The 24,089-nt window shown below is 57.5% G+C and carries 22 protein-coding genes and 3 pseudogenes; 11 read left to right on the top strand and 14 right to left on the bottom strand.

The features are described 5' to 3' along the window. The first annotated feature begins 32 nt into the window (after positions 1–32). Positions 33–554: a ribosome biogenesis factor YjgA gene (yjgA, locus tag QOY30_RS04310; RefSeq protein ID WP_283743401.1), complete on the top strand. Its 522-nt coding sequence runs from the start codon at positions 33–35 to the stop codon at positions 552–554. Between the two features lie 26 nt (positions 555–580). On the opposite strand, the pseudogene QOY30_RS18100 reads toward yjgA, so the two are convergent. The 4 genes and pseudogenes from QOY30_RS18100 to QOY30_RS04300 all read right to left on the bottom strand — a co-directional run. Further along, positions 581–928 (bottom strand): annotated as a pseudogene (locus QOY30_RS18100) (CZB domain-containing protein); the annotation flags it as partial. A 174-nt stretch (positions 929–1,102) separates the two neighbouring features. After that, positions 1,103–1,747 (bottom strand): annotated as a pseudogene (locus tag QOY30_RS18095) (methyl-accepting chemotaxis protein); the annotation flags it as partial. After that, positions 1,742–1,939: pseudogene (locus tag QOY30_RS18090) on the bottom strand (HAMP domain-containing protein); the annotation flags it as partial. The pseudogenes QOY30_RS18090 and QOY30_RS18095, both read right to left, overlap by 6 nt. A 129-nt stretch (positions 1,940–2,068) precedes the next feature. Next, positions 2,069–2,542, bottom strand: a complete 474-nt coding sequence (locus tag QOY30_RS04300) for a PAS domain-containing protein (RefSeq protein WP_283743399.1) — start codon at positions 2,540–2,542, stop codon at positions 2,069–2,071. A 127-nt stretch (positions 2,543–2,669) separates the two neighbouring features. Here QOY30_RS04300 and QOY30_RS04295 point away from each other — a divergent pair, with 127 nt between their 5' ends. Continuing rightward, positions 2,670–3,359, top strand: a complete 690-nt coding sequence (locus QOY30_RS04295; RefSeq protein ID WP_283743398.1) for an alpha/beta hydrolase — start codon at positions 2,670–2,672, stop codon at positions 3,357–3,359. A 4-nt stretch (positions 3,360–3,363) separates the two neighbouring features. Here QOY30_RS04295 and QOY30_RS04290 read toward each other — a convergent pair whose 3' ends face one another. Further along, positions 3,364–4,893, bottom strand: coding sequence for a cyclic-di-GMP receptor FimW-related protein (locus QOY30_RS04290; RefSeq protein ID WP_283743397.1), 1,530 nt, complete (start codon positions 4,891–4,893; stop codon positions 3,364–3,366). A gap of 99 nt (positions 4,894–4,992) precedes the next feature. Here QOY30_RS04290 and aat point away from each other — a divergent pair, with 99 nt between their 5' ends. The 5 genes from aat to QOY30_RS04265 are packed head-to-tail and all read left to right on the top strand — an operon-like array spanning position 4,993 to position 8,535. Continuing rightward, entirely contained in the window at positions 4,993–5,688 is a 696-nt protein-coding gene (aat, locus tag QOY30_RS04285; RefSeq protein ID WP_283743396.1) for a leucyl/phenylalanyl-tRNA--protein transferase, read from the top strand. After that, positions 5,685–6,422, top strand: a complete 738-nt coding sequence (locus tag QOY30_RS04280; RefSeq protein WP_283743395.1) for an arginyltransferase — start codon at positions 5,685–5,687, stop codon at positions 6,420–6,422. The genes aat and QOY30_RS04280 overlap by 4 nt, the downstream gene beginning before the upstream one ends. Next, positions 6,419–7,300 carry a hypothetical protein gene (locus tag QOY30_RS04275; protein ID WP_283743394.1) on the top strand — a complete coding sequence of 294 codons (882 nt, stop codon included), beginning with the start codon at positions 6,419–6,421 and terminating at the stop codon, positions 7,298–7,300. The genes QOY30_RS04280 and QOY30_RS04275 overlap by 4 nt, the downstream gene beginning before the upstream one ends. Then, positions 7,301–8,320 carry a quinone-dependent dihydroorotate dehydrogenase gene (locus QOY30_RS04270; protein ID WP_283743393.1) on the top strand — a complete coding sequence of 340 codons (1,020 nt, stop codon included), beginning with the start codon at positions 7,301–7,303 and terminating at the stop codon, positions 8,318–8,320. A 20-nt stretch (positions 8,321–8,340) separates the two neighbouring features. Continuing rightward, positions 8,341–8,535 (top strand): hypothetical protein, encoded by a 195-nt coding sequence (locus QOY30_RS04265; RefSeq protein ID WP_283743392.1) that lies wholly within the window; start codon positions 8,341–8,343, stop codon positions 8,533–8,535. A 123-nt stretch (positions 8,536–8,658) separates the two neighbouring features. Here the strand turns inward: QOY30_RS04265 and kdpE are convergent, their stop codons facing one another. From kdpE to kdpF, 9 genes are all read right to left on the bottom strand, one after another. Continuing rightward, the gene (gene kdpE, locus QOY30_RS04260; RefSeq protein WP_283743391.1) at positions 8,659–9,348 is read right to left on the bottom strand and encodes a two-component system response regulator KdpE; all 690 of its coding nucleotides are present in this window, start codon (positions 9,346–9,348) and stop codon (positions 8,659–8,661) included. After that, positions 9,345–12,089 (bottom strand): DUF4118 domain-containing protein, encoded by a 2,745-nt coding sequence (locus QOY30_RS04255; RefSeq protein WP_283743390.1) that lies wholly within the window; start codon positions 12,087–12,089, stop codon positions 9,345–9,347. The genes kdpE and QOY30_RS04255 overlap by 4 nt, the downstream gene beginning before the upstream one ends. A 16-nt stretch (positions 12,090–12,105) precedes the next feature. After that, the gene (gene corA, locus QOY30_RS04250; protein ID WP_283743389.1) at positions 12,106–13,071 is read right to left on the bottom strand and encodes a magnesium/cobalt transporter CorA; all 966 of its coding nucleotides are present in this window, start codon (positions 13,069–13,071) and stop codon (positions 12,106–12,108) included. Between the two features lie 111 nt (positions 13,072–13,182). Next, positions 13,183–13,731, bottom strand: coding sequence for a hypothetical protein (locus tag QOY30_RS04245; protein ID WP_283743388.1), 549 nt, complete (start codon positions 13,729–13,731; stop codon positions 13,183–13,185). Positions 13,732–13,771: 40 nt separating this feature from the next. Continuing rightward, a complete protein-coding gene (locus QOY30_RS04240; RefSeq protein WP_283743387.1) occupies positions 13,772–13,984 on the bottom strand; it encodes a hypothetical protein in 213 nt (70 codons plus the stop codon). A 183-nt stretch (positions 13,985–14,167) separates the two neighbouring features. After that, entirely contained in the window at positions 14,168–14,740 is a 573-nt protein-coding gene (kdpC, locus tag QOY30_RS04235; protein ID WP_283743386.1) for a potassium-transporting ATPase subunit KdpC, read from the bottom strand. A gap of 76 nt (positions 14,741–14,816) precedes the next feature. Further along, on the bottom strand, positions 14,817–16,889 hold the full coding sequence (gene kdpB, locus QOY30_RS04230; RefSeq protein WP_283743385.1) for a potassium-transporting ATPase subunit KdpB: 2,073 nt from the start codon (positions 16,887–16,889) through the stop codon (positions 14,817–14,819). Positions 16,890–16,995: 106 nt separating this feature from the next. Then, entirely contained in the window at positions 16,996–18,804 is a 1,809-nt protein-coding gene (gene kdpA / locus QOY30_RS04225; RefSeq protein ID WP_283743384.1) for a potassium-transporting ATPase subunit KdpA, read from the bottom strand. After that, positions 18,804–18,893, bottom strand: a complete 90-nt coding sequence (gene kdpF, locus QOY30_RS04220; RefSeq protein ID WP_283743383.1) for a K(+)-transporting ATPase subunit F — start codon at positions 18,891–18,893, stop codon at positions 18,804–18,806. The genes kdpA and kdpF overlap by 1 nt, the downstream gene beginning before the upstream one ends. Before the next feature lie 416 nt (positions 18,894–19,309). Here kdpF and QOY30_RS04215 point away from each other — a divergent pair, with 416 nt between their 5' ends. The 4 genes from QOY30_RS04215 (at position 19,310) to rsxC (ending at position 24,089) form a co-directional block, all read left to right on the top strand. Beyond that, positions 19,310–21,181, top strand: a complete 1,872-nt coding sequence (locus QOY30_RS04215; protein WP_283746027.1) for a potassium transporter Kup — start codon at positions 19,310–19,312, stop codon at positions 21,179–21,181. Positions 21,182–21,283: 102 nt separating this feature from the next. After that, positions 21,284–21,859 (top strand): electron transport complex subunit RsxA, encoded by a 576-nt coding sequence (gene rsxA, locus QOY30_RS04210; protein WP_283743382.1) that lies wholly within the window; start codon positions 21,284–21,286, stop codon positions 21,857–21,859. Beyond that, a complete protein-coding gene (gene rsxB, locus QOY30_RS04205; protein ID WP_283743381.1) occupies positions 21,856–22,410 on the top strand; it encodes an electron transport complex subunit RsxB in 555 nt (184 codons plus the stop codon). The genes rsxA and rsxB overlap by 4 nt, the downstream gene beginning before the upstream one ends. Next, on the top strand, positions 22,407–24,089 hold the full coding sequence (rsxC, locus tag QOY30_RS04200; RefSeq protein WP_283743380.1) for an electron transport complex subunit RsxC: 1,683 nt from the start codon (positions 22,407–22,409) through the stop codon (positions 24,087–24,089). Before rsxB ends, rsxC begins: the two co-directional genes overlap by 4 nt.

Genomic DNA, 24,089 nt, shown 5'->3' with positions numbered 1-24,089 from the left:
CATAGCAACATCTGTTGATTCTTACCGACCCCATGAACACGCGCCAACAACACAACGACGAGCTGGAAGAAGAACTACCGCCCAGCAAAACCAAGATCAAGAAGCAGATGCTCGAATTGCAGGACCTCGGCAAGACGCTGACCGGACTGTCCAAGGAGAAACTGTTCGAACTGGCCCTGCCGGAAAATTTGCTGGAAGCGGTCATCGAATACAAACGCATGACCAAATTCGGTGCGCTCAATCGCCAACTGCAATACATCGGCCGGTTGATGCGGGACGTGGAGCCCGCCCCCATCCTCGCCAAACTGGATGCCTGGAATGGTGTATCGCGGCAACATACCGCCTGGCTGCATCAGGTCGAACACTGGCGCGACCGCCTGCTGGAGCAACCGGATGCCCTCACCGAATTCCTTGCCGCACATCCCGACGCCGATGCACAGCATCTGCGCACATTGATACGCAATGCTCAAAAGGAAAAGGAGGCTTTGAAGCCTCCCAAGAGCTATCGCGAACTCTTTCAGGTACTGCGCGACATCATTCCCGAACCGGCATAAATCCGGCCGGACACCGCACAGGCTGCTTACGCACTCTTGAGCATGTGCGGGTGTTTTTCCTCGACGATCTTGTCCAGACACTGCATCACAGTGATGCTCGCCTCTTCTGCCGAGTTCATGGCAGTAATTATCTGGTCTTGAATCGCCGCATCGTTTTCCCACTTCTGATCCATTAGCGCCACCGCCGTATGCACTGAGTCGTGCACCTTTGCGTGCGGCGCAAGCAGTTGCCTGAACGTGGGCGTATCGCCGAAAACCGCCTTGCCCGCCCCCTCGTACCATTTGCCCAAGCGGCAATCGTGATGATCGACCTCCACGGCCTTCCTGAATTCCGCATTGTCCTTGCTACCTATCAACACATAGGATCGTTGCTTGTAAACAACGTGATCGACTTTTACCAGCGATGCAAAACTGAGGTCCTGTGCATAACGCGCACCGTTCAGGGTTGTGACCGCAGACTCGTAAAAGTGACCAAATTTTTGTTCCAGCTGCCCAATGACACCTTGCGACGAATTGGCGATCTCGCGCATCTCCTCCGAATCCACCAGCATCTTGGAAGCCTCCCCCTGCAGCATCTGCATGATGCGTCCGATGGATTCGGACGCATTTTTGGTGTTCTCGGCCAGTTTACGCACCTCGTCCGCCACCACGGCGAAACCGCGCCCCGCCTCTCCGGCCCTGGCCGCCTCGATAGCGGCGTTCAATGCCAGCAAATTGGTCTGGTCGGCAATGGAGTTGATCAAGCCGACTGCCTTGTTGATTTCGGAACTGCGTGCATTCAACTCGGTGATCGCCTTGTTGGCATGATTTACCCGTTCGACAATGCCGGACAAGCGCTGCACCACATCGCTCACAGAAGTGCGGCTCTCATCCGCATCTTCACGGGTGCGCTTGGACAGTGTCGCGAGTTGCTCCATATTGTCGGTGATCACGCGCAAGTCTTGCTGGCTGGATACCAGGTTCTTCAACAGATTATTGGTATTGAGCTCATGCGCCTGCGACAATAACCTCGATCGCATCGCGCTCTGCTTTTGTTCCGACATTCCCTCCAGCAGGACATTCTGGTTCTCCAGACCTTTCTTGAATCCGCCGCGCAGGCCCCCGTGCACAGACTCGCGGTAAAACTTGCCCTCCAGGTTGGAGCGGAAGCTTGTTTCCTGCTCGCGGAAAAAAGTATTCAACTGATCCAGCATATCGTTCACGCTCCAGCACAACAGACTGAGCTCGTCGCGACTTTCTGCTATTCCAGTCACACGACTGTTGAACCTGCCCTGGGCGACTTCATCGACCACATTCTTCAATTTCGAAACAGGCGTCATCCATTGCCTTACCAGCCATTGCCCCCAGGCCGAAACTGCAAAGCTGATCACCAGAAAAGCGGCCATGAACATATCCACACCATGCAAAGCGAAACTGGTCAGGATGATCGCCAGCGTACCGGCGGAAAACGACCACAGCAGCAAGGAAAATTTAAATTGCAAGGACGAGTTCATCATAGCCGAGTCCTTTCTCATTCAATATATCGACCAGCACCTTGGTCGCAGCAGCGATTGCATTTGCTGCACCGGCCTTTTTTCCGCTTCCAGCATGGCGGCATAAACAGCAGTCGCAGTCTGTACACCGCTCTGTTTCGGTTTTCGGCGCACCGAGAAATATCCCGTTATATTTCCCGCAGGATCGAAAGTTGGCGTAACGTTGGTAAAAACCCAATAAAAACTGCCGTCCTTGGCCATGTTCTTGACGTAGGCAAAACACTCTTCGCGGTTCTGTATCTTGTCCCACAGCAGCTTGAATACGGCTCGCGGCATATCCGGATGGCGGATGATGTTGTGCTGCGTGCCGAGGAGTTCCGATTCGCTGTAGCCGGAAAACTCGATGAAGATACGGTTGCAGTACGTGATGATCCCCTTCGGATCGGTCGTGGAGACGATAAAATCGTCTTCGCGCATGACCCGTTCGACGGTGGTCGGTGTGATATGTCTTTTCATTACTCCCCCAACTCTGTTATTTTTCTGTTATTTTTATACGTGCCTAATACTTATTATCGGCACATGTTCAGACTACCTTAGCCTGACTCTCAATCCAAGAGCTTCGCCTCAAAATTCGGGCCAAAAAATGACCTCAACCCTCCCCTGCATCACCCTGGACACGGGAACCGACCCGAAACACTGCATTATCTGGTTGCATGGACTGGGGGCGGATGGCGAGGATTTTGTTCCCGTCGCCGATGAAATGGAACTGCCGGTCGCGGTGCGATACATCTTCCCACATGCACCTATGCGCCCCGTGACTATTAACGGCGGTTACGTAATGCGCGCCTGGTACGACATCCTGGTCGGAACTGCCTCTGCCGAAATATCCGCCAACATCGGCAGACATGAAGACGCAGCCGGAATTCGCGCCTCGCAGGCTGAGATCGAAAAATTGATTGCACAGGAAAGACAGCGGGGCGTAGCAGCAAAGAATATTTTCCTTGCCGGATTTTCTCAGGGAGGCGCGGTCGTGCTTTTTACCGGGCTGCGGCATAAAGAAAGGCTGGGCGGAATATTGGCGCTCTCCACTTATCTGCCGCTGCCGCAAACACTCCATTCAGAAGCAGACGACGCTGCAAAGCTCACTCCCATTTTCATGGCACACGGCCGGAGCGATACGGTGATTCCCCACGATTTCGGGCGCGCCTCTGCAGATGAACTGCTGCGGCAGGGCTATGAACTGGAGTGGCACAGCTACGACATGCCGCATTCAGTCTGCCCCGAGGAAATACGTGATATTGAACTATGGCTGACGCGAAGATTGTCCGAATGACATCTTATTCGGTAGTGGTGTCCTGTTCCATGCGGCGGTAGCGCGCCAGGTCGTAATCGTCGCCGGTTTCAACCAGAGACAGGGGAAGCAACAGGTAGCCCTTGCCTCCCAGTTCCATATTCAGACTGCGATTGGGCGAAAATGTGTCCGGCTTCATCAGCAACCATGCTTCCCCGCTGGTATCGGCAGGCCGGTTCAGGAATATCGCAATTTGCGCATCATCATTGAGAGTATGGACACGGTCTGATAGCGATACTCCTGTAATCTGTGTGCTCAATACTTCCACGCCGATATGCAGATTGTTATTCTCGTCGCGACTCAGCCTGCGCACGATGCCCGCGCCCCAGTGCGGAACGTTTTCCGGCTTGCTGCCGATCAGCGAACCGATCTTGATACCGTCCACGCGAACAAGGGGAACCACGCTGCGGAAACCCGTTACGCTGATATCCTCCACGTCCCAAATATCTCCCGAGTCTGAACTGAAGTTCAGGCTCAGATCGGTCTTTTCCAGCATCTTGAAAAAGCCGTTTGCCACCTTCAGGTTGACGTTGATCTTGCGGCGCGGATTGCGGCGTGTCGGAGGCGGCTGGGTCAGATTGGCGATCAGGCGATGCAATATCTCCTGCACCAGTTCTGCCTCGTAGTTCGCTCCATTGAACTGGACATAGTCCGGCACGATACCCTTGTCCAGTATTTTGCTCAGCTCGTGAAATTTTTCCATTGCTTTGCCTGCAACCAGAAAGCGCAACGCCGGATGCAATGTGGCATCGGCGGCGATGCGCATGGGCGGGGTGGGCTGCGAAAGATCGAACAGGAATATGCCATTGGCATTGTATTGGTCATATACCGTCAGGCCGTCATTCGCATAAGCGACCAGACGCTCGGTGATGTGTTCCTGCAAGGGGCTCAATACGCCCGCACTCACACCGTACCAGGTCAGCAAAGCGGTAAATTCCTGGGTCACGGAAGTATTGCCGGATACCCCGGCATACAAAGGTACGGCATCGTTCTGGTAGCCGTTCATTTCGGCGTGGCCGTAAAACTCCGACAGGTGTTGCCATAGCACGGACTCAACCAGGGCGTAGCGCGCTACAGCCATCTTCAGGCGACCGGTCAAAGCCGCGATGCCGCGCGCAGTCAAAGTGGCCAATTCGGGTTTGATGCCGGAAGCGCCCCGCTCGCCGTTGCGAAAGCGTGTCAGCACGCTATGGTGGGCCAGTTCACTCTGGATATAGAAATCGTTCAGCACCATCCATAGGCGGTTTTCCTGAAATTTCGAAAGAGGTTGAATCGTGAAGTAGTCGCGCAACAGTTTGCGCACAAACTGTTGCGCCGTTTCGTCGAACATGCGCAGCACGGCATATTCATGGTCCAGGCGCAATTCATCGGCCAATTCGACGATGGTCTCGATCCATCCCGTCAGTTCCTGCACAGCGTTCAGCGCATCGTTCTTCGGGATTTCCTCAAGCACTTGCAATGCAGACTTCATATCCGCCAGAGGATGATCCGATTTCTTGCCGAAAATGCCCAACATCTCGTCTCCCAGCGTCTGCGCACCTTGTATGGGCCATAATATAAGCACAAATCGGCAACCCTGACTATATGCAAAAAGGCCTATAACTTTTATTTCATCATGATTCCCCTACTGGAACATCGCATTTTCTTCCCGCCGGTCACTCAAGCGTTGCGCTCCCCCAACGGCCTGCTCGCGGCGGGCGGCGACCTTTCCGCTACGCGTCTGCTGGAAGCCTATCGTCACGGCATCTTCCCGTGGTTCAGCGAGGGCGAAACCATACTGTGGTGGAGTCCCGACCCGCGCATGGTGCTTTTCCCCGGAGAATTCAAGCTATCGCACTCTTTGCGCAAGACTCTGCGCAAGGGCAGCCATGAAGTCCGCACAGACACTGCCTTCGAGCAGGTCATGCGCGCGTGCGCCGCACCCCGGGAAGGAGCCAATGGCACGTGGATACACGAGGAGATGATCGGCGCCTATTGCGAATTGCACCGGCTGGGCTATGCGCATTCCATAGAGACATGGACGGATGGCCAGCTCGCAGGCGGACTCTATGGACTTGCACTGGGCAGGATGTTCTATGGCGAATCCATGTTCAGCCGCAGGACGGACGCATCCAAGATCGCCCTGGCCCACCTCGCCGCGCAACTCAAAAGATGGGATTTCGGCATGATCGACTGTCAGATGAACACGCCACATCTGGCTTCGCTGGGCGCCCGCGAGATTCCGCGCAAGGAATTTATCGCTCGCCTGCAAGAATTGATAAACTATGCACCTGTAACCGCCTGGCGTTTTGACGACGACCTATTCACATGAGCCTGCTCAAGGACATTCAGCTTTCCGCATTGCATCTCTACCTGACCGCGCCCTACCCGTGCAGTTACCTGGAGGGGCTCGAAGCGCGTTCGCAGGTGGCCACCCCCAGCTTCCTCATCACCACACCGATTTATTCGGAGCTGGTGCGCAACGGCTTCCGTCGCAGCGGCACTTTCACCTATCGTCCGCGCTGCGACACCTGCCATCAATGCGTGCCGGTACGTGTGGCGGTCGACGATTTCAAGCCTACGCGCTCGCAACGCCGCAGCCGAAAACAGCACAGCGGGCTGAATGTCACGCTGCACGCCTTGAAGGACAAAACGGAATATTTCGAGCTGTATCGCCGCTATCAGGAGGCACGCCACCGCAACGGGGGCATGGACGACGACAGCCCCGAGCAATACCGCAACTTCCTGCTGCAAAGCCACGTCGACACCCTGCTGGTGGAGTTTCGGGAAAACGAAGCGTTGCGCATGGTCAGCGTGGTAGATGTACTGCAGGACGGCTTGTCTGCGGTCTATACCTTCTACGATCCGGATATTCCGCATTCGAGCTTCGGCACATTCAATGTGCTGTGGCAAATCGAGCTATGCCGTAAATTGCAGTTACCCTACCTCTATCTCGGTTACTGGATAGCGGACAGCCGCAAGATGGCTTACAAGGCCAATTTCCAGCCGCTGCAGGGTTTGCAGGACGGCGTATGGCAGGGCATTCTGCAAAAGGAACAATCATGAGAAACCGCATCACCGCATTCATTGTTGCGCTATTACTTCTGCCTCCCTTGGCAATTTCCCTCTCCGGGCAGGGATGGGATGCACCCGCTCCTGTCGCTGGTGCAGTCTGGTTGCCTGCACTGTCCGGCATCATGACTATCATCGTCTTCAGCATTCTGCTCGACACGCTCACGTTCCATCGCGCCGGCAACAGCCTGTTGCGTTCGCAACGCGGCTATCTGCTCTGGAATGGCGTGGCAGGGATGTCCATTTGCATCCTGCTCGCCTATCTGAACCTCTTCGCAGGCGCGTGGTTCACCCCGGCAGGTTCGGATACGGCAGCACTGCTGCTCGCCGCACTATGCGGAACGGCACTGTTGCCCGCCATACTGATCACGCGCCTGTGGCTGGCGGGGTTGCCCGGTCTGGTTCGGCTAAGCACGCGCCGATTCGCTTTGCCCGCAATACCTGGCGAGACTGCCGCGATGCTTCTTTTGCTCGCCGCGCTGGCTGGATTGGTCGGGGGAACGATCTGGATAAACCATTTGGGCTGGTTGTTCTGGGCCGCTCCCTTGCTGTTGCTCGTCGCGCTGCAATTGCTGTGGCATGAGAGCACCGTCTTCTCCGGCTTGGCACAAGGCGACTGGAGCCGCGTATTGCTTGGCGCTGTCTCCGGCATCGCGGTCGGCGGCATCGCGCTGGCGGCGTATCGCCTGAGCGGGGGAACGATCTACCTTGTTGCGAACACCGGGGAACTCATCGCCGGTCTCGCACTGTTCGGCTTGCTCTGTTTGCAAGTCAGCGATGTCGTCGCCGAGAACTGGCGCGGCAAAAAGCGCACCAACGCTTTCAAGAAAAAACCGTTCCCCATCCCCATCGTCACCAAGAAAGACCTGTAGATGTTCCAATTGCTCCGCCCCGCCCTGTTCGCGCTTGATCCAGAAACAGCCCACCACGCCACGCTGGATGCGCTGAGAACGGCTCATTGCCTGGGCACGCTGCCATTTGTCGTCAAGCGTCCCGCCGATGATCCGCGCACGGTGATGGGGTTGAACTTCCCGAACCCGATCGGACTGGCAGCGGGGCTGGACAAAAACGGCGGCTATATCGACCCGCTCGCCGCGCTCGGTTTCGGCTTCATCGAGATCGGCACCGTGACGCCTCGCCCGCAACCCGGCAATCCCAAACCGCGCTTGTTCCGGCTGCCGCAGGCGCAGGGCATCATCAACCGCATGGGCTTCAACAACGACGGCGTGGATGCGCTCATCGGGAACGTGAAGCGCGCGAAATTCAAAGGCATACTCGGCATCAACATCGGCAAAAACGCGGATACCCCCATCGAGAAAGCGGCGGACGATTACCTGATCTGCCTGCGCAAGGTATATGCCTACGCCAGCTATGTCGCCATCAATATCTCCTCGCCCAACACCAAGAACCTGCGCCAATTACAAGGCGGCGACGAACTGGATGCATTGCTCGCGCAGTTAAAGGCCGAGCAGGAAAAGCTGGCACAACAGCATGGCAAGTACGTACCGCTGGCCGTGAAGATCGCTCCCGATCTGGATGCAGATCAGATCAAGAATATCGCCGCGCTGCTTATCAAGCACCGCATCGACGGCGTGATCGCCACCAACACCACCTTGTCGCGCGAAGGCGTGGAGAACCTGCCTCACGGCAACGAGACCGGCGGCCTGAGCGGCGCGCCGGTACGCGAAAAATCCACCGCCGTCATCCGCCAACTCGCTGCCGAACTGCGAGGCGCTCTGCCCATCATCGGCGTGGGTGGCATCCTGAAGGGTGCTGATGCGCTGGAAAAAATGCAGGCAGGCGCTGCACTGGTGCAGATGTACAGCGGCATGATCTACCGCGGCTGGGATCTGGTGGCGGAAAGCGCGGCTGCAATCAAGCAGCACAAGTAACTTTTCCTGCAAATTTGGCAATGACCAACATCGTCAATCTCGACTCTGCTCGGCGCAAACACCGCCAATCCAAGGCCGATGGCATCACACTATGTCAATCCGGTTTCCATAAATGGCAAACGATGGCGGGACAGCGCTTTGATGTGAAGCAGGGCAAACTCGTCACCACTGAACGATGCGCTCGCTGCAACATCGAGCGCACCAAACTGACATAGTCCGTGGTCCGTAGGTCGGGTTAGCGCAGCGTAACCCGACGTTGTTTTGAATTCATGTCGGGTTACGCTGCGCTAACCCGACCTACGAATACTACGAATGCTGCATCGATTGTGTCGGGCGTTTCAATCAACCGCCAACCGGTAACCAACTCCAACTTCAGTTAACAAGAAGCGCGGCCGCGCCGGGTCTTTCTCCAGCTTGTGACGCAGAGTGCCCATATAGATGCGCAGATAGTGGGCGCGCTCCACGTAATTCGGGCCCCAGACTTCCCTGAGCAGCAACTGGTGCGTCAGCACCTTGCCCGCGTGCTTGATCAACACCGTCAGCAGACGGTATTCGATCGGGGTGAGGTGAACTTCGGCACCGGCGACCGTGATTTTTCGATGCACCGTGTCCACCTTCAACTCATCCACCGAAAAGACGCCTTCATCCGCACTCCCCGCAGAGAAATGTCGCAACGCCACGCGTATCCTTGCCAGCAACTCGCCGACGCCGAAAGGCTTGACCAGATAGTCATCCGCTCCCGCATCCAGCGCGGAGATCTTGTCGCTTTCCTGCGAACGCGCAGAAAGAATGATGACTGGAACGGAGGACCATGCGCGTATTCCTCTGACGACTTCGACGCCATCCATATCGGGCAGGCCGAGATCGAGAATGATCAGGTCCGGCTTGCGCGTCGCGGCTTCGGCCAATCCCTGCTTGCCGGTTTCCGCCTCGACAACCTGATAGCCTTCAGAAGCCAGCGTCGTGCGCAGGAAGCGGCGTATCTGCGCTTCATCCTCGACAACGATAATGGTGGCGACCTTGCTCATGGACGAGTGACTTCTTCATGTTCGATCGAAGGCGGCTCGGATAACGGCAATGCGAAGTGCAATGCCGCGCCGCCCGATGGCAGGTTATCCGCCCACATCCGTCCGCCGTGCGCCTCCACGATGGCACGGCAGATCGTCAGTCCCAGACCCGCACCGCCCTGACTGCCTTCCCTTGCGACGCGGTGAAATTTTTCGAAGATGCGCTCTTCTTCTCCCGCCGGTATCCCGGGGCCGTGATCGGAGACGGTCACGACCAGTTCGTTCTGGTCGGTTCCGGCAGATATTTCGAAAGCGGTTCCGGGTGGGGTGTATTTCACCGCATTTTCCAGCAGGTTAGCAAACACCCGCTCCATCATCAGGCTGTCGATCTCTACCAACGGCAGATCGCGCGGCAACCTGACGTTGACCGGATGGTTGGCCATGCGAGTGCCCATTCCTGCCAGTGCTCCGCCGACGACTTCTTCCAGCGGTTGCCATTGCCGGTTCAGCACAACCGCCCCCGCCTCCAGCCTTGCCATGTCCAGCAGGTTGTTCGCCAGACCGGCCATGCGGATGGCCTCGTCATAGATGGCTTGGCCGAGTTCACGCCGGGCCTGATCGTCGAGCTTGTCGCTGTCGCGCACCAGGCTGCTGGAGGCACCGACGATCGCCGCCAGTGGCGTGCGCAAATCATGCGAGATCGCCGACAGCAAGGTATTGCGCAATTGCTCGGTTTCCATTTTGAGTTGCGCGACGTGCGCTTCCGCCGCCAGCCTGACCCGCTCCAGCGCCAGCGCGATCTGGCTCACGAAAGTTTCCAGCAGCCGCTGCTGCTCGGGCAGCGCGATCCGCGCCGGGTTCAGCGGCAGCAATGCCAACACGCCTATCATTCCGGAAGAGCCCGGTAGCGGCAGATAAACCACGTCGCCTCCCGGCAAGGTGTCCGTCCCCTGTCCCGCCATCTGCCCGTGGTCATACACCCATTGCGCCACGCTCAGATCGCTGCCGTGGCAGGATTGCGGAGTGCCCTCGTCGCTGGGGTAAACGATGCGTCCCGTTGCATCGGGCAGCAACACGACCGCCTGCGCCTCGAAAACCTCCGCCACATGCCTGACCGCGATGCGCAGGATGTTCTCTTCGCCGCGTGTCGCGGCCAGTTCGCGGCTCAGCGCAAATAGCGATGCGATCCGGCGTTCGCGGTGACCCGCTATCTTGGCCTGGTGACGGGTGCTCGCGGTCATGCTGCTGATCACCAGCGCGACCAGCAGCATGACCGCGAAAGTCACCAGATATTGACTATCCGCAACGGCGAAACTGAAGCGCGGCGGCACAAAGAAGAAATCAAACAGCACCACGCCCAGAAACGAACTCAGCACCGAGGGGCTGCGCCCGTAACGCGCGGCCACCACCACCACGCCCAACAGGTAGACCATGATCAGGTTGGCCAGATCGAAATGATCGAACATGAGCCATGCGATCGCAGTACAAATCGCCGTCGCCACGACCGCCCACAGATGGCCGATACGCCATTTGAATATCGGGTGCTGTTCCTCGGAAGCCAACCCGAGATACAGGCGGCTGCGCGAGAAATAGGGATTCTCCCTTGCCTGCGACAGGAAATTAGACTCCTTGCCCACCACATGGATGTCGAGGTCCCTGGCCTGACGGATGATGGTGTCGACCAGCGACCCGAACAGCCAGCGCCTCCACCCGCTCCGTGTCGGCTTGCCCAGCACAATACGGGTGGCATTGCGGGTACGGGCATAGGCGATCACTTCCTCGGCCAGTTTGTAGCCGCTCAGCGTTGCGGTTTCCGCACCCAGTTCTTCCGCCAGCTTCAGCGTGCGCAATATGGCATCGCGCTGTTCTTTGGAAAGACCTTGCAGCTTCGCCGTTTCGACATACACCACGACCCACTCCGCCTTCAGCATCTGCGCCAGGCGATACGCGGCACGCACCAGATTCTCCGCATTGTTGCCCGGCCCGATGCAGACCAGCAAACGCTCCTTCACCTGCCACACATTCTGGATGGCGTTATCCTGGCGGTAGTCGCGCATCTGCGCATCCACCCGATCTGCCGTGCGCCGCAACGCCAGTTCGCGCAACGCGATCAGGTTGCCCTTGCGGAAGAAATTCTGCGCTGCACGTTCTGCCTGCTGCGGCAGATAGACCTTGCCTTCCTTCAGCCGCTGCAACAACTCGTCCGGAGGCAGGTCGATCAGCTCGATCTCATTCGCACCCTCCAGTACCGCATCGGGCACAGTCTCCCACACCGGGATGCCGGTGATCTGCGAAATGATGTCGTTCAGGCTTTCGATGTGCTGGACATTGACTGCGGTGTAGACGTCGATCCCCGCATCCAGCAATTCCTCCACATCCTGCCAGCGCTTGGGATGGCGCGAATCCGGCGCATTGGTGTGGGCCAATTCGTCCACCAGGATCAGCGCAGGGTGGCGCTTGAGCGCGGCATCCAGATCGAACTCGCGCAATGTCGTATTCTGGCAGTCCACCATGCGTTGCGGCAGGATCTCCAGCCCTTCCAGCAAGCGCTCGGTCTCGATACGTTTGTGGGTTTCCACATAGCCCGCCACCACGTCCAGACCTTCCGCACGGCGCTCGCGCGCTGCCAGCAACATGCCGAAAGTCTTGCCGACACCGGCGGAAGCGCCGAAGAATATCTTCAGTCGGCCGCGGCGGCGCTTTGCTTCCTCGCGCTGCACTTTTTCCAGCAGTGCGTCGGGGTCGGGGCGTTGGTCGGCCATTATTTTCTCGGGCGGATTACAGCCAGCCGGACTTCTTGAAGCGGTAGTACAGATAGCCGCAAGTGCCAATGATTACGGACAGCGCGAGCGGATAGCCGTATTCAAGCGACAGTTCCGGCATGTTGCGGAAATTCATGCCCCAGATGCCGGCAAAGGCGGTGGCGACGGCAAAAATACCGGCCCAGGCAGCCAGGCGTTTGTTGATCTCGTTCTGTTCAATGGATACCGTGGACTGGGACACCAGGATCGCGGTGGTGATCGTGTCACGCATGGCGTCTACCGTGGAATTGATGCGCGCCAGATGGTCATACACATCGCGAAAATAATCCTGGGTGGTGGCACAAACTGGCGGCACGCGCCCGCCATGCAGTTTCCCGGTCGCTTCCATCAGCGGCAATACTGCATGTTTGAGCACCACGACCTTGCGCTTGAGTTCATACAACTGCTCGATATTGGCAAGCGCGGCGTTCTTGTCGAACAGGCGTTCTTCGATGGCTTCCAGTTGCGACTCCAGTTCATTGATCACCGGGAAGTAACGATCCACTACGGCATCCATCAAGGCGTAAAGCACAAAACCCGAGCCCAACCGCAACAGTTCCGGCTCACGCACGCAGCGTTCGCGCACCCCGAGAAAACCCTGCCTGGTGCGATTGCGGATCGAAAGGATGAAGTTGCGCTCGACGAAAATATTAATCTCGCCGACCGTCAATTCGGACTGATCGGACTCCACGACGTGCATCACCATGAACAGCGTATCGCCATACTCCTCGATCTTGGGCCGCTGGTGACCGTGCCGCGCGTCCTCGACCGCCAGATCGTGCAGCCCGAATTCCTTCTGCATCGTTTCAAGTTCGGCATCGGTCGTGTCGCGCAGCGCCACCCAGACGAAACAATCCTTGCGTTCGAGGTAATCGCTGATTTCTTCGACAGCGAGGTCGGCGAGCTTGACGCCGTTCTGGTAGGCAACGCAATTAAGTAGCATGGTGGCTGGTCTGTTATTTATCCAAACAATGTGAGCATAGTCGGTCTAACTTCTGCATTTAACCCAAAGACGACGTTCAAGTTTCCCGACAACGGACAGTCATAAAGTCATTTACGAAGCGTCGTTGGATATTTCGTTCAGACGACTATCTGTAGATGATCTGTCAAATAGCAAACTAAAGAATTCAACCGAACCGATGCCGATAGGCAATAGAATTAATGCGGGCACCTTCAAAATACCTGCTATGGCAGTTCCATAAATCGTGCCGCCAAATAAATTAGTTAACACCAAACTACCAAGACTAAAAGCTAATGAAATAACTATCAGGATAAGTGAAATAAAAATAATTCCCCATAATGGCGCAGTCAATGTACTTGGCATTGATAGTTTTCTCAATCTGATAATTAGCCAGATACGGCGAAATATTAGAAAAGCAAAACCATAGTAAATTACAAAATATAGTACATCTGGAATTACCATCCTTAAAAAGGAAAATTGGATAGTAATCATCGACAACGATAAAACAATATAGTGAGATGCCGGTTCAATCTTATGAACAATTAGAATAGTGAAATCATAAATCACCCCGATTGCCATGATACTGAATGCGCAGAAATAGCCGTACTTCTTCATATTGTCGCTGATGGTCATTTTTTTCATGATCTATGTCAGTTCTTGGCAGCCGATTCGCGCCCCTCGATCAATCTTCCTGCCTAGTCTTTCTGTTTTCCTTTGCCCGCATACTAAGGCGCCAGACAAACCAGAAAACTGCCGCGATCGTGACAAACGTTACAGCTTCAACTATCCAGACTATCGTTTGCACATGTTCCCTTTCCGGCATGGCGATTACAGCTTGTGCCTTGTTCGCCAGCATAGCCAGCGATGCGAGAACCATCCCTGTGATCGGTTTCATTTCGCTCCCCTTTGGCAATGAATTATTGTTGTGCGCAAGCAGTATGGTCACGTATTTGTTTACATCACGTTTTTGACCACGCGCACAGCAGCATCATATCGCAGCACAAATCATCTATCACGCCAAAACGGATGTGCTCGAATGCCCAACCTTATCCCAATAACGGTGCTCTTCGATCCAGTCTTAACGCATCGTATTCAGCGCCAGATTGAGTTCCAGTACATTCACCCGCGGCTCACCCAAGATGCCGAACTGACGGCCTTCAGTGTGTTCCGCCACCAGCTTGCGCAAGGCATCCGGGTTGAGGTTGCGCACGCGCGCCACGCGGGCAAGCTGGTATTCGGCTGCCGCAGGACTGATGTGCGGATCGAGGCCGCTGGCGGACGCGGTCACCAGGTCGACCGGAACCGGCTTCGTATTGCCAGGATCGGCATCGCGCAGGGCTTGCATCCTGGCCTTTACTGCGTCCGGCAACGCCGGGTTGGTCGGACCCAGATTGGAACCGCCGGAAGCGGATGCGTTGTTGGGCATCGGGCCGGTCGCCGAAGGACGGCTCCAGAAATATTTCGGGTCGGAGAACGACTGGCCGATGAGGCTGGAGCCGACCGGCTTGCCGTCTTGCAGGATCAGGCTGCCGTTGGCTTTGGTCGGCATGGTCAGCTGCGAGATGCCGGTCACCAGCAAGGGGTAAGCGAGGCCCGTAAGCAACGAGAGCAGCAGGAAGCTCATTACAGCGGGACGTAGTTCTTTCAGCATGTCATTTCCTTTCTATTCGCTTAGTCGTCATTCCGGCGCAGGCCGGAATGACGGAGTAATTGGTTTCGCATAATGTTTAAACCAGATGCAGCGCGACCAGCAACAGGTCGATCAGCTTGATGCCAACGAAAGGGACGATGAGGCCACCCAGCCCGTAGATCAACAGGTTGTTGCGCAGCAGCACATTCGCCCCGATGGCGCGGTATTTCACGCCCTTCAGCGCCAGCGGCACCAGCGCGATGATGATCAGCGCGTTGAAGATCACGGCGGACAGGATCGCGCTGGACGGCGTCGCCAGCCCCATCACGTTGAGCTTGCCCAGCGCAGGATAGGTGGAAGCGAAGGCTGCCGGAATGATGGCGAAATATTTCGACACATCGTTGGCGATGCTGAAGGTGGTCAGCGAGCCGCGGGTCATCAGCATCTGTTTGCCGGTCTCCACGATCTCGATCAGCTTGGTCGGGTTGGAATCCAGGTCCACCATGTTGCCCGCTTCCTTGGCGGCTTGCGTGCCGGTGTTCATGGCCACTGCCACGTCGGCCTGCGCCAGCGCCGGGGCGTCGTTGGTGCCGTCGCCCGTCATTGCCACCAGCCTGCCCTGCGCCTGATGTTCGCGTATCAGTTTGAGCTTGGCTTCCGGTGTGGCTTCGGCGAGGAAGTCGTCCACGCCCGCTTCGGCGGCAATAGCGGCTGCAGTGAGCCGGTTGTCGCCGGTGATCATGATGGTCTTGATGCCCATGCGGCGCAGTTCGGCGAAGCGTTCCTTGATGCCGCCCTTGACCACATCCTTGAGCTCGATCACGCCCAGCACTTTGATTCCATCCGCCACCACCAGCGGCGTGCTGCCGCGGCGCGAGACGGTGTCCACGGTATTGATGACATCGGCTGGAAAGATGCCGCCAAGATCGATCACGTAATTGCGAATGGCGTCAGTCGCACCTTTGCGTATCTGACGGCTATCCATATTCACTCCGCTCATGCGTGTATGCGCACTGAACGGAACGAAGGTCGCGCCCATCTCGTGGATGTTGCGTTCGCGCAGGCCGAATTTTTCCTTGGCTAAAACAACAATACTGCGGCCTTCCGGCGTTTCGTCGGCCAGCGAGGCCAGCTGTGCCGCATCGGCCAACTCCGCCTCGGTCACACCGCTGGCATGCAGGAAGTTGCTGGCCTGGCGATTGCCCAATGTAATCGTGCCGGTCTTGTCCAGCAGCAATACATCCACATCGCCTGCCGCTTCCACCGCACGTCCACTCGTTGCGATCACGTTCTTCTGCAGCATGCGACCCATGCCGGCCACGCCAATGGCGGAGAGCAGACCGCCGATCGTGGTCGGGATCAGGCACACCAACAGTGCCACCAGTACGGTGATGCTGACCGGTTGCCCTGCCCCTGCCACCTCGACGCTGTAGATGGAAAACGGCAACAGGGTGACGGTGACGAACAGGAAGATCAGCGTCATCGCCACCAGCAATATGGTGAGCGCGATCTCGTTTGGCGTCTTTTGGCGCTTGGCGCTTTCCACCATCGCGATCATGCGATCCAGGAAGGTCTCTCCCGGATTGGTGGTGATGCGCACCACCAGCCAGTCGGACAGCACGCGCGTACCACCGGTCACCGCGCTGAAGTCGCCGCCGGAGGCGCGTATCACCGGTGCGCTTTCGCCGGTGATGGCGCTCTCATCCACCGAGGCCACGCCTTCCACCACCTCGCCGTCGCCCGGAATAAAATCTCCCGCTTCCACCATCACCACATCGTCCTTGCGCAAACTGGAACCGGGCGCCAGAACGTACTGTTCTCCATACTTCGGACGCATAAGCTTCTTGGCCTGGATGTCGCGCTTGGCGCTGCGCATGGCGGCGGCCTGGGCACGGCTGCGGCCTTCCGCCACTGCTTCGGCGAAATTGGCGAACAGCACGGTGAACCACAGCCACAGCGTTATCGCCAGGATGAAGCCGGACGGTGCTTCGCCGTGCCCGCCCAGCGCCTGAAAGAACAGCGCCGTGGTCAGTACGCTGCCCACCCACACCACGAACATCACCGGGTTCTTCATTTGCTGGCGCGGACTCAGCTTCTTGAACGAATCCACTACGGCCTGCTTGACGATGTCGCGCTCGAACAGGGGAAACGGAATTGCTTTAGTTGTCATGTAAATCTCCTGTCAGCATGTAGGTTGGGTTAGCGGTTTCATCGCGTAATCCAACAGACAATTTTAGGGTCTCTGCTTATGTTGGGTTACGGCGCAAAAACTGCGCCTAACCCAACCTACTCATGTTCAAGTGTTCGATCACCGGCCCCAATGCCAATGCAGGCACAAAATTCAGCGCGCCCACCAGCAACACCGTGCCGATCAACAGCCAGACGAACATCTGCGTGTGAGTCGCCATGCTGCCTATGCTGGCGGGGATGCGTTTCTTCGCCGCCAGCGAACCCGCCAGCGCCAGCACCGGGATCATCAGCCAGATGCGGCCGACGAACATCTCAAAGCCCAGCGCGATGTTGTAAAAAGGCGTATTGGCCGACAGCCCGGCGAAAGCGCTGCCGTTATTGCCGACCGCGGACGAGAACGCATACAGGATCTCGCTGAAACCATGAGCGCCGGGATTGGCGACGCCCGCCTTGCCTGAAGCCAGCATGACAGCCAAGGCAGTCCCACCGAGGATGATCATCGGCGGAATCAGGATTACTAGAGATGCCATCTTGATATCGAACGCCTCGATCTTCTTGCCCAAGTATTCCGGAGTGCGGCCTATCATCAGTCCGGCGAGAAACACCGCGATCACGGCATACACCAGCATGCCGTACAGGCCGGAACCGACCCCGCCGAAGATCACTTCGCCCAGTTGAATCTGTGCCAGCGGAACCAGCCCGCCCAGCGGCGTGAAGGAGTCGTGCATTCCATTCACCGCCCCGCAGGAAGCCGCCGTGGTGATGGTGGCGAACAAAGCGGAGTTGACGATGCCGAAGCGCGTCTCCTTGCCTTCCATGTTGCCGCCGGGCTGCGTAGCAGAAGCATCTTGATCCACACCCAACGCAGTGAAGGCGGGATTGCCCTGCTGCTCGGCGTATTCAGTCACGGCAAGGAAGCCGACGAACAGGATGGTCATGGCCACGAGGATCGCCCAACCCTGGCGTGTGTCACCCACCATGCTGCCGAAGGTGTAGCACAGCGCGGCGGGGATCAGGAACATCGCAATCATCGCCAGGAAATTGGAGAGCGGTGTGGGATTCTCGAACGGATGAGCGGAGTTGGCATTGAAGAAACCGCCGCCGTTGGTCCCAAGTTGCTTGATCGCTTCCTGCGAAGCAACCGGCCCCATGGCGATGACTTGCTCTTTCGTTGTCGCCTTTTCCGTGACCGGATTGCCAGCGGTATCTTTCAGCGCGTTACCGTCGGAATCCATTTTCGGATTGTCGTAAGTGACCGTTTCCACCGCAGGCACGGTTTGATAGGAAGAGAAGTTCTGCACCACACCCTGGCTGACCAGCGCCAGCGCCAACACGATGCTGAGCGGCAACAATATATAGACAATGCTGCGCGTCATATCCACCCAGAAGTTGCCTATGGTTTCCGTGGTGTGGCGCGCAAAGCCGCGTATCAGTGCCACCAGCACGGCCATGCCGGCAGCGGCAGAGAAGAAGTTCTGCACCGCCATCGCGGCCATCTGTACCAGATAGCTCATCGTGGATTCGCCGCCATAGCCCTGCCAATTGGTGTTGGTCATAAAACTGATCGCCGTGTTGAACGCAGAATCAGGACTGACCGCGGCCAAGCCTTGCGGATTCAAAGGCAGCATACCCTGCAGGCGCTGCATGGCATACACTGCCAGCACGCCGAGCAGCGCAAACCACAGCATCGCCAGTGCATAGCGCGTCCAGCGCATCTCCTGCGTGCTGTCCACGCCACACAGGCGGTAAAAGAGATTTTCGGCAGGCGCTACCCAGCGCACGAACACCGGCAGTTTTCCTTCATACACTTGCGCCATGTACCAGCCGAGTGGTTTCGTCAGGGCAATCAGTACACCGAGGTACAAGGTAATTTGCAGCAATCCGTTGGTGCTCATCAGAACAACTCCGGTTTAAGCAAGGCAACGACGAGATAAACCACCAGTAGCAAGGCTACGATGGCGCCGACGATATAGAAGAAGGTCATTGCGGCCTCCCCAGTTTCTCGATGCCGTATATCAGCAGCACGCTCAGGCCGAAGAGGGCCAGAATCAACAATAGATAGAACCAGTCCATTTGTTTTCCCCTAAAACGTAAAAAGCACAAGATGCATGGTAGGGAATTGCAGATCAAAATGATGTATAGATGAATCCCGAGGATATAAAAATGTTGTAAAGATTCTGACTGGCCCGATATACAAGCTTGAACCGGTCAGCCAGACTGCTAACCGGTTTGAAACGCGGCCGACAGGCAGCAAGTACCCATATAATTGATATGTCATAACAATCCAGGGGTTTCTCGTGCAAAGCCCAAGTTTGTTTTTGGACATAATCAAGCGTAGAGTGCCGCCCCATTCTTGCGCAGACAGATAAAAAAAGCCGGGGGAGGGAGTACAAGATGGATATGAAGCATGCGAATAAAAAGGCTTCGACAGGATCACTGGCGCTAGCCGCGCTCGGCGTGGTGTACGGCGACATCGGCACCAGTCCATTGTATGCATTCAAGGAAGCTTTCGTTGGACCGCACGGGTTGACCCCTAACGAGCCGAACGTGCTGGCAACCTTATCCGCATTGTTCTGGGCGATGATGCTGATCATCTCGATCAAATACGTGTGGATCATGCTCAAGTTCGACAACGACGGCGAGGGCGGAGTACTCGCTCTGACTGCACTCGCAAACCGTTCGTCAAAGGGTACCGCGCGCTGGAAAATGTGGATCGTCACGGCGGGCATCTTTGCGGCAGCCTTGTTTTACGGCGATGCGCTGATCACTCCGGCAATCTCTGTGCTCTCGGCGGTGGAAGGTATCAGCGTCGCCACACCGGCATTCGAGCAATTCATCATCCCGATCACCGTCGGCGTGCTCACCGGCCTGTTCTTTATCCAGCGGCACGGTACGGGCAGCATGGGCAAGTTATTCGGCCCCATCACATTGCTGTGGTTCGGGGCTCTGGCCGTTCTCGGCGCCCTCAGCATCGCACAAAACCCCGGCGTGCTACATGCCCTGAATCCGATGTATGCCATCCATTTCGCGTTGGAACATCCGGCAGGCATGTTCATGCTGCTGTCCGCCGTGTTCCTGGCGCTCACCGGCGGCGAGGCACTGTATGCAGACATGGGGCATTTTGGCTCCAAACCGATTCAGATGGCGTGGTTCGGACTGGTGTGTCCGGCGTTGCTCATTAACTATTTCGGACAAGGGGCGCTCGTATTGCGTTCGGCTGATGCCATCCAGAATCCTTTCTATCTGTTATCGCCCGAATGGTTCATGCTGCCCCTGGTTGTATTGGCCACTGCCGCCACAGTGATCGCCTCGCAGGCCACCATTTCCGGCGCTTATTCGATGACCCTGCAAGCCATGCGCATGGGCTATCTACCGCGTCTGTACATCCAGCACACCTCCGATTCGCAGCGCGGACAGATCTACATTCCCGCCGTGAACTGGATGATGATGGTCGGCGTGATTGTCCTCGTGTTCCAGTTCGGCTCCTCCAACGCACTTGCTGCCGCCTACGGTATCGCCGTGTCCGGCACCATGATCATCACCACCTTGCTGGCCATTTTCGTCACCATTATGGTGCCGGGACGGGTGCGTGCCCTGCTGTTGCCCGCATTGCTGATATTCGTGTTGCTGGAGCTGATGTTTTTCAGCTCCAATCTGACCAAGCTCTTTCACGGCGGCTGGATGCCGCTGGCGTTCGGCCTCTTCCTGTTCCTGCTGCTCTCGACCTGGAAACGCGGCAGTTCGCTGATCTCCGAGCAACGGCGCAAGATCGATATCCCGATGTCCCTGTTCATCTCCGGCACACAACCAGAAGTACCGCGCGTGCCGGGTACGGCGGTCTACCTGACGGCCGACCCGACCATGGTCCCCAGTGCGCTGTTCCACAACCTGAAGCACTTCAAGGTATTGCATGAGCAGACCCTGTTCCTGCATGTGGTGACCGAGGACGTGCCTTACATCGAGTTGCCCGAGCGCCTGAAAGTCACCCAGCTCGCACCCGGCATGTACGATGTCGCTTTGCATTTCGGTTTCCGCCAGGAAGTGGACATCCCCATGGCATTGCAGGGTTTGGGGGCACACGGGGTGGAACTCGAACCGATGTCCACCACCTTCTTCGTTGCGCGATCCAATGTCGCGGACGGTCCCGGCGGCATGTCCGCCTGGCGTTGCGCGCTGTTCTCATGGATGACGCGCCAATCGGAAGGCGCGACGAGCTTCTTCAATCTCCCACCCAACCAAGTGGTTGAACTCGGCACTAAGGTAATGCTGTAGCGCGACACTGATGAGCAGAAGTTATATCGATATAGCCTGACAACGGTTGAAGCAGCATCTGATTCGGCGGATAATCACTCTCTTCTTAGGAGTGCCGGTCGAATGACAGAATACTTACTCATCCTTGTCAGTACGGTGTTTGTGAATAACATTGTGATGGTGAAGATACTCGGGCTGTGCCCGTTCATGGGCGTGTCCAAAAAGCTGGAGGCGGCAATCGGTATGGGCGCCGCCACGACTTTCGTGTTGACGCTGGGTTCCGGTGCCAGCTACCTGATCGAACATTACCTGCTCGGCCCCAATCTCGCTTACCTCACCACGCTGTCGTTCATCGTGGTTATCGCCGGGATTGTTCAATTTACAGAAATGGCAGTCAAAAAGACCAGCCCGGAGCTGTACCAGATTCTTGGCATTTATCTCCCCCTCATCACCACCAACTGCGCGGTGCTCGGCATCCCCCTGCTCAACGTGCAGGCCAAGCATGATTTCATGCAGTCGCTGCTGTTCGGCTTTGGCGGTGCGATGGGCTTCACGCTGGTGATGATCCTGTTCGCCGGTATCCGCGAGCGCCTGGAAGGCGCCGACGTTCCCGGAATCTTCAAGGGTTCGGCCATTGCCATGGTCACCGCCGGACTGATGAGCTTGTCATTCATGGGGTTCTCGGGCCTGGTGAAATGATTGCTGCACTTTGGGTGATGGTCGGCATCTCGTTGCTGCTTGGAGCGGTGTTGGGTTTTTCCGCGATCAAGTTCAAGGTCGAGGGCAATCCGCTGGTAGAGAAGATTGATGCCGTGCTGCCGCAGACGCAGTGCGGCCAATGCGGTTATCCCGGCTGCAAGCCCTATGCCGAAGCCATCGCCAAAGGCGACGCCAACATCAACAAGTGTCCTCCCGGCGGTGAAGAAGGCATACGCAAACTGGCCGATCTGCTTGGCGTCGAATATGTGCCGTTCGGCGAGGGTGCAGCCCCCAAGGCCAAGGCAGTCGCCTTCATCGACGAGCAGACCTGCATCGGTTGTACCCTTTGCCTGCAAGCCTGCCCGGTCGATGCCATCGTCGGCGCTGCAAAACAGATGCATACCATCATCGCCTCCGAATGCACCGGTTGCGAACTGTGTGTCGCGCCCTGCCCGGTGGATTGCATCAGCATGCAGCCCCTCGGCGAAGACATCACCAACTGGAAATGGGACTACCCGACCATTCCCATCGTACAGGTTGCCGCAAGATGAGACCGTTGTTCAAATTCCACGGCGGCGTCCACCCGGCCACGCATAAAGCCGAATCGACGCGCACTCCGATCGCGCTGGCGCCGATCCCCTCTAAACTGGTGATCCCGCTGCACCAGCATGTGGGCAATCGCGCCGTGCCGGTGGTGCAGGTCGGCGAGCGCGTGCTCAAGGGCCAGATCATCGGCAGGCCGGAAGGGCGCCTTTCCAGCGCGGTGCATGCTTCCACCTCCGGGACGGTCAGCGCCATCGACATGCAACTGGTCGCCCATCATTCCGGACTGCCGGATTTGTGCGTCACCCTGATACCGGACGGCAAGGATGAATGGATAGCGCACAGCGGCGTGGACTACAAGCAGACCGAGCACACCGATCTGCGCCACCGGCTGCGGCAGGCAGGCGTAGTCGGCCTGGGTGGTGCCGTATTCCCCAGCGACATGAAGTCGTACTCGCACAAGCACAAGATCAAGACGCTGGTGCTCAACGGTGCCGAGTGCGAGCCTTACATCACCTGCGACGACTTGCTGATGCGCGAACGCGCCGGCGACATCCTGCGCGGTGCCGAAGTGCTGCGCGAACTGCTGTATGCGGAAGAAGTGCTGGTCGGCATCGAGGACAACAAACCGGAAGCCATCGCCGCGATGCAACAGGCCGTGCTGGACGCCAAGCATACGCACATGGAAGTGATCGCCGTGCCCACGCTGTACCCGGGTGGCGGCGCCAAGCAGCTCATCCGCGTGCTGACCGGCATTGAAGTCGCCGCCGGCGTGCGCTCCACCGAGATGGGCGTGCAATGCTTCAATGTCGCCACGGCCTACTGCGTCTGGCGCGCGATCACATTCGGGGAGCCGCTGCTGTCGCGTATCGTCACCGTCACCGGCAATGTCGAGCATGCGCAGAACTATGAAGTGCTGCTGGGCACACCGGTGGACGAACTGGTCGCACTGGCCGGCAGCAAGCCCGATACCGATCGCCACATCATGGGAGGCCCGATGATGGGCGTGGACCTGCCGTCCGGCTCGGTGGGCGTGACCAAGGCGACCAACTGCATCATCGAGTCGTCGCCCAAGCTGTTTCCGCCGCCGCCGCCCGCCCTGCCCTGCATACGCTGCACGCGCTGCGCCGACGTTTGCCCGGCCGAGCTGCAACCGCAGGATCTCTACTGGTATGCCAAGGCCAAGGATTTCGGCAAGACGCAGGAATACCACCTGTTCGACTGCATCGAATGCGGCGCCTGCGCCTACGTCTGCCCCAGCCAGATACCGCTGGTCCAGTATTACCGTTTCGCAAAGAGCGAGATATGGCAGCGCGAACGCGAGGCCCAGGCGGCCGATCTCGCGCGTGAACGGCACGAGTATCGCCTGCAGCGCATCGAGCGCGAAAAGCAGGAGAAAGCCGAGCGCCTCGCTCAAAAGGAGAAAGCCGCGCTCGCCGCAAAGCCGGTCTCCCCGGCACTGGTACCCGTCGCTCCCGGCACCGACCCGGAAGACACCATGCAGATGCGCATCGATGCCGCCATCGCACGCGCAAAAGAACAGGCCGCGACTGCGCAACCTAAGAACATTGACGCATTGACGCCGCAACAGCAGGCCGAGATCGCCGAGATCGAAGCCCGTCGCGCAAAATTCCAGGAAATGGCAACCAGTGCCGGCGCGGACGACGATACGCCGAAACACAAATAG

Origin of the sequence: Sideroxydans sp. CL21 (assembly GCF_902459525.1) — a bacterium.
GTDB lineage: Bacteria > Pseudomonadota > Gammaproteobacteria > Burkholderiales > Gallionellaceae > Sideroxyarcus.
Note: the sequence above shows the minus strand (reverse complement) of the source record. Positions and strands in the feature narration are given on the sequence as shown.

Bases quoted from the DNA above. Each gene is read 5' to 3' on its own strand.
- QOY30_RS04240 (WP_283743387.1), bottom strand. From the start codon at position 13,984: ATGAAACCGATCACAGGGATGGTTCTCGCATCGCTGGCTATGCTGGCG.
- QOY30_RS04300 (WP_283743399.1), bottom strand. From the start codon at position 2,542: ATGAAAAGACATATCACACCGACCACCGTCGAACGGGTCATGCGCGAA.
- aat (WP_283743396.1), top strand. From the start codon at position 4,993: ATGATTCCCCTACTGGAACATCGCATTTTCTTCCCGCCGGTCACTCAA.
- kdpE (WP_283743391.1), bottom strand. From the start codon at position 9,348: ATGAGCAAGGTCGCCACCATTATCGTTGTCGAGGATGAAGCGCAGATA.
- kdpF (WP_283743383.1), bottom strand. From the start codon at position 18,893: ATGACCTTCTTCTATATCGTCGGCGCCATCGTAGCCTTGCTACTGGTG.
- QOY30_RS04245 (WP_283743388.1), bottom strand. From the start codon at position 13,731: ATGAAAAAAATGACCATCAGCGACAATATGAAGAAGTACGGCTATTTC.
- kdpA (WP_283743384.1), bottom strand. From the start codon at position 18,804: ATGAGCACCAACGGATTGCTGCAAATTACCTTGTACCTCGGTGTACTG.
- QOY30_RS04215 (WP_283746027.1), top strand. From the start codon at position 19,310: ATGAAGCATGCGAATAAAAAGGCTTCGACAGGATCACTGGCGCTAGCC.
- rsxA (WP_283743382.1), top strand. From the start codon at position 21,284: ATGACAGAATACTTACTCATCCTTGTCAGTACGGTGTTTGTGAATAAC.
- kdpB (WP_283743385.1), bottom strand. From the start codon at position 16,889: ATGACAACTAAAGCAATTCCGTTTCCCCTGTTCGAGCGCGACATCGTC.
- QOY30_RS04270 (WP_283743393.1), top strand. From the start codon at position 7,301: ATGTTCCAATTGCTCCGCCCCGCCCTGTTCGCGCTTGATCCAGAAACA.
- kdpC (WP_283743386.1), bottom strand. From the start codon at position 14,740: ATGCTGAAAGAACTACGTCCCGCTGTAATGAGCTTCCTGCTGCTCTCG.
- rsxB (WP_283743381.1), top strand. From the start codon at position 21,856: ATGATTGCTGCACTTTGGGTGATGGTCGGCATCTCGTTGCTGCTTGGA.
- QOY30_RS04275 (WP_283743394.1), top strand. From the start codon at position 6,419: ATGAGAAACCGCATCACCGCATTCATTGTTGCGCTATTACTTCTGCCT.
- QOY30_RS04290 (WP_283743397.1), bottom strand. From the start codon at position 4,893: ATGTTGGGCATTTTCGGCAAGAAATCGGATCATCCTCTGGCGGATATG.
- rsxC (WP_283743380.1), top strand. From the start codon at position 22,407: ATGAGACCGTTGTTCAAATTCCACGGCGGCGTCCACCCGGCCACGCAT.
- yjgA (WP_283743401.1), top strand. From the start codon at position 33: ATGAACACGCGCCAACAACACAACGACGAGCTGGAAGAAGAACTACCG.
- QOY30_RS04280 (WP_283743395.1), top strand. From the start codon at position 5,685: ATGAGCCTGCTCAAGGACATTCAGCTTTCCGCATTGCATCTCTACCTG.
- QOY30_RS04255 (WP_283743390.1), bottom strand. From the start codon at position 12,089: ATGGCCGACCAACGCCCCGACCCCGACGCACTGCTGGAAAAAGTGCAG.
- corA (WP_283743389.1), bottom strand. From the start codon at position 13,071: ATGCTACTTAATTGCGTTGCCTACCAGAACGGCGTCAAGCTCGCCGAC.
- QOY30_RS04295 (WP_283743398.1), top strand. From the start codon at position 2,670: ATGACCTCAACCCTCCCCTGCATCACCCTGGACACGGGAACCGACCCG.
- QOY30_RS04265 (WP_283743392.1), top strand. From the start codon at position 8,341: ATGACCAACATCGTCAATCTCGACTCTGCTCGGCGCAAACACCGCCAA.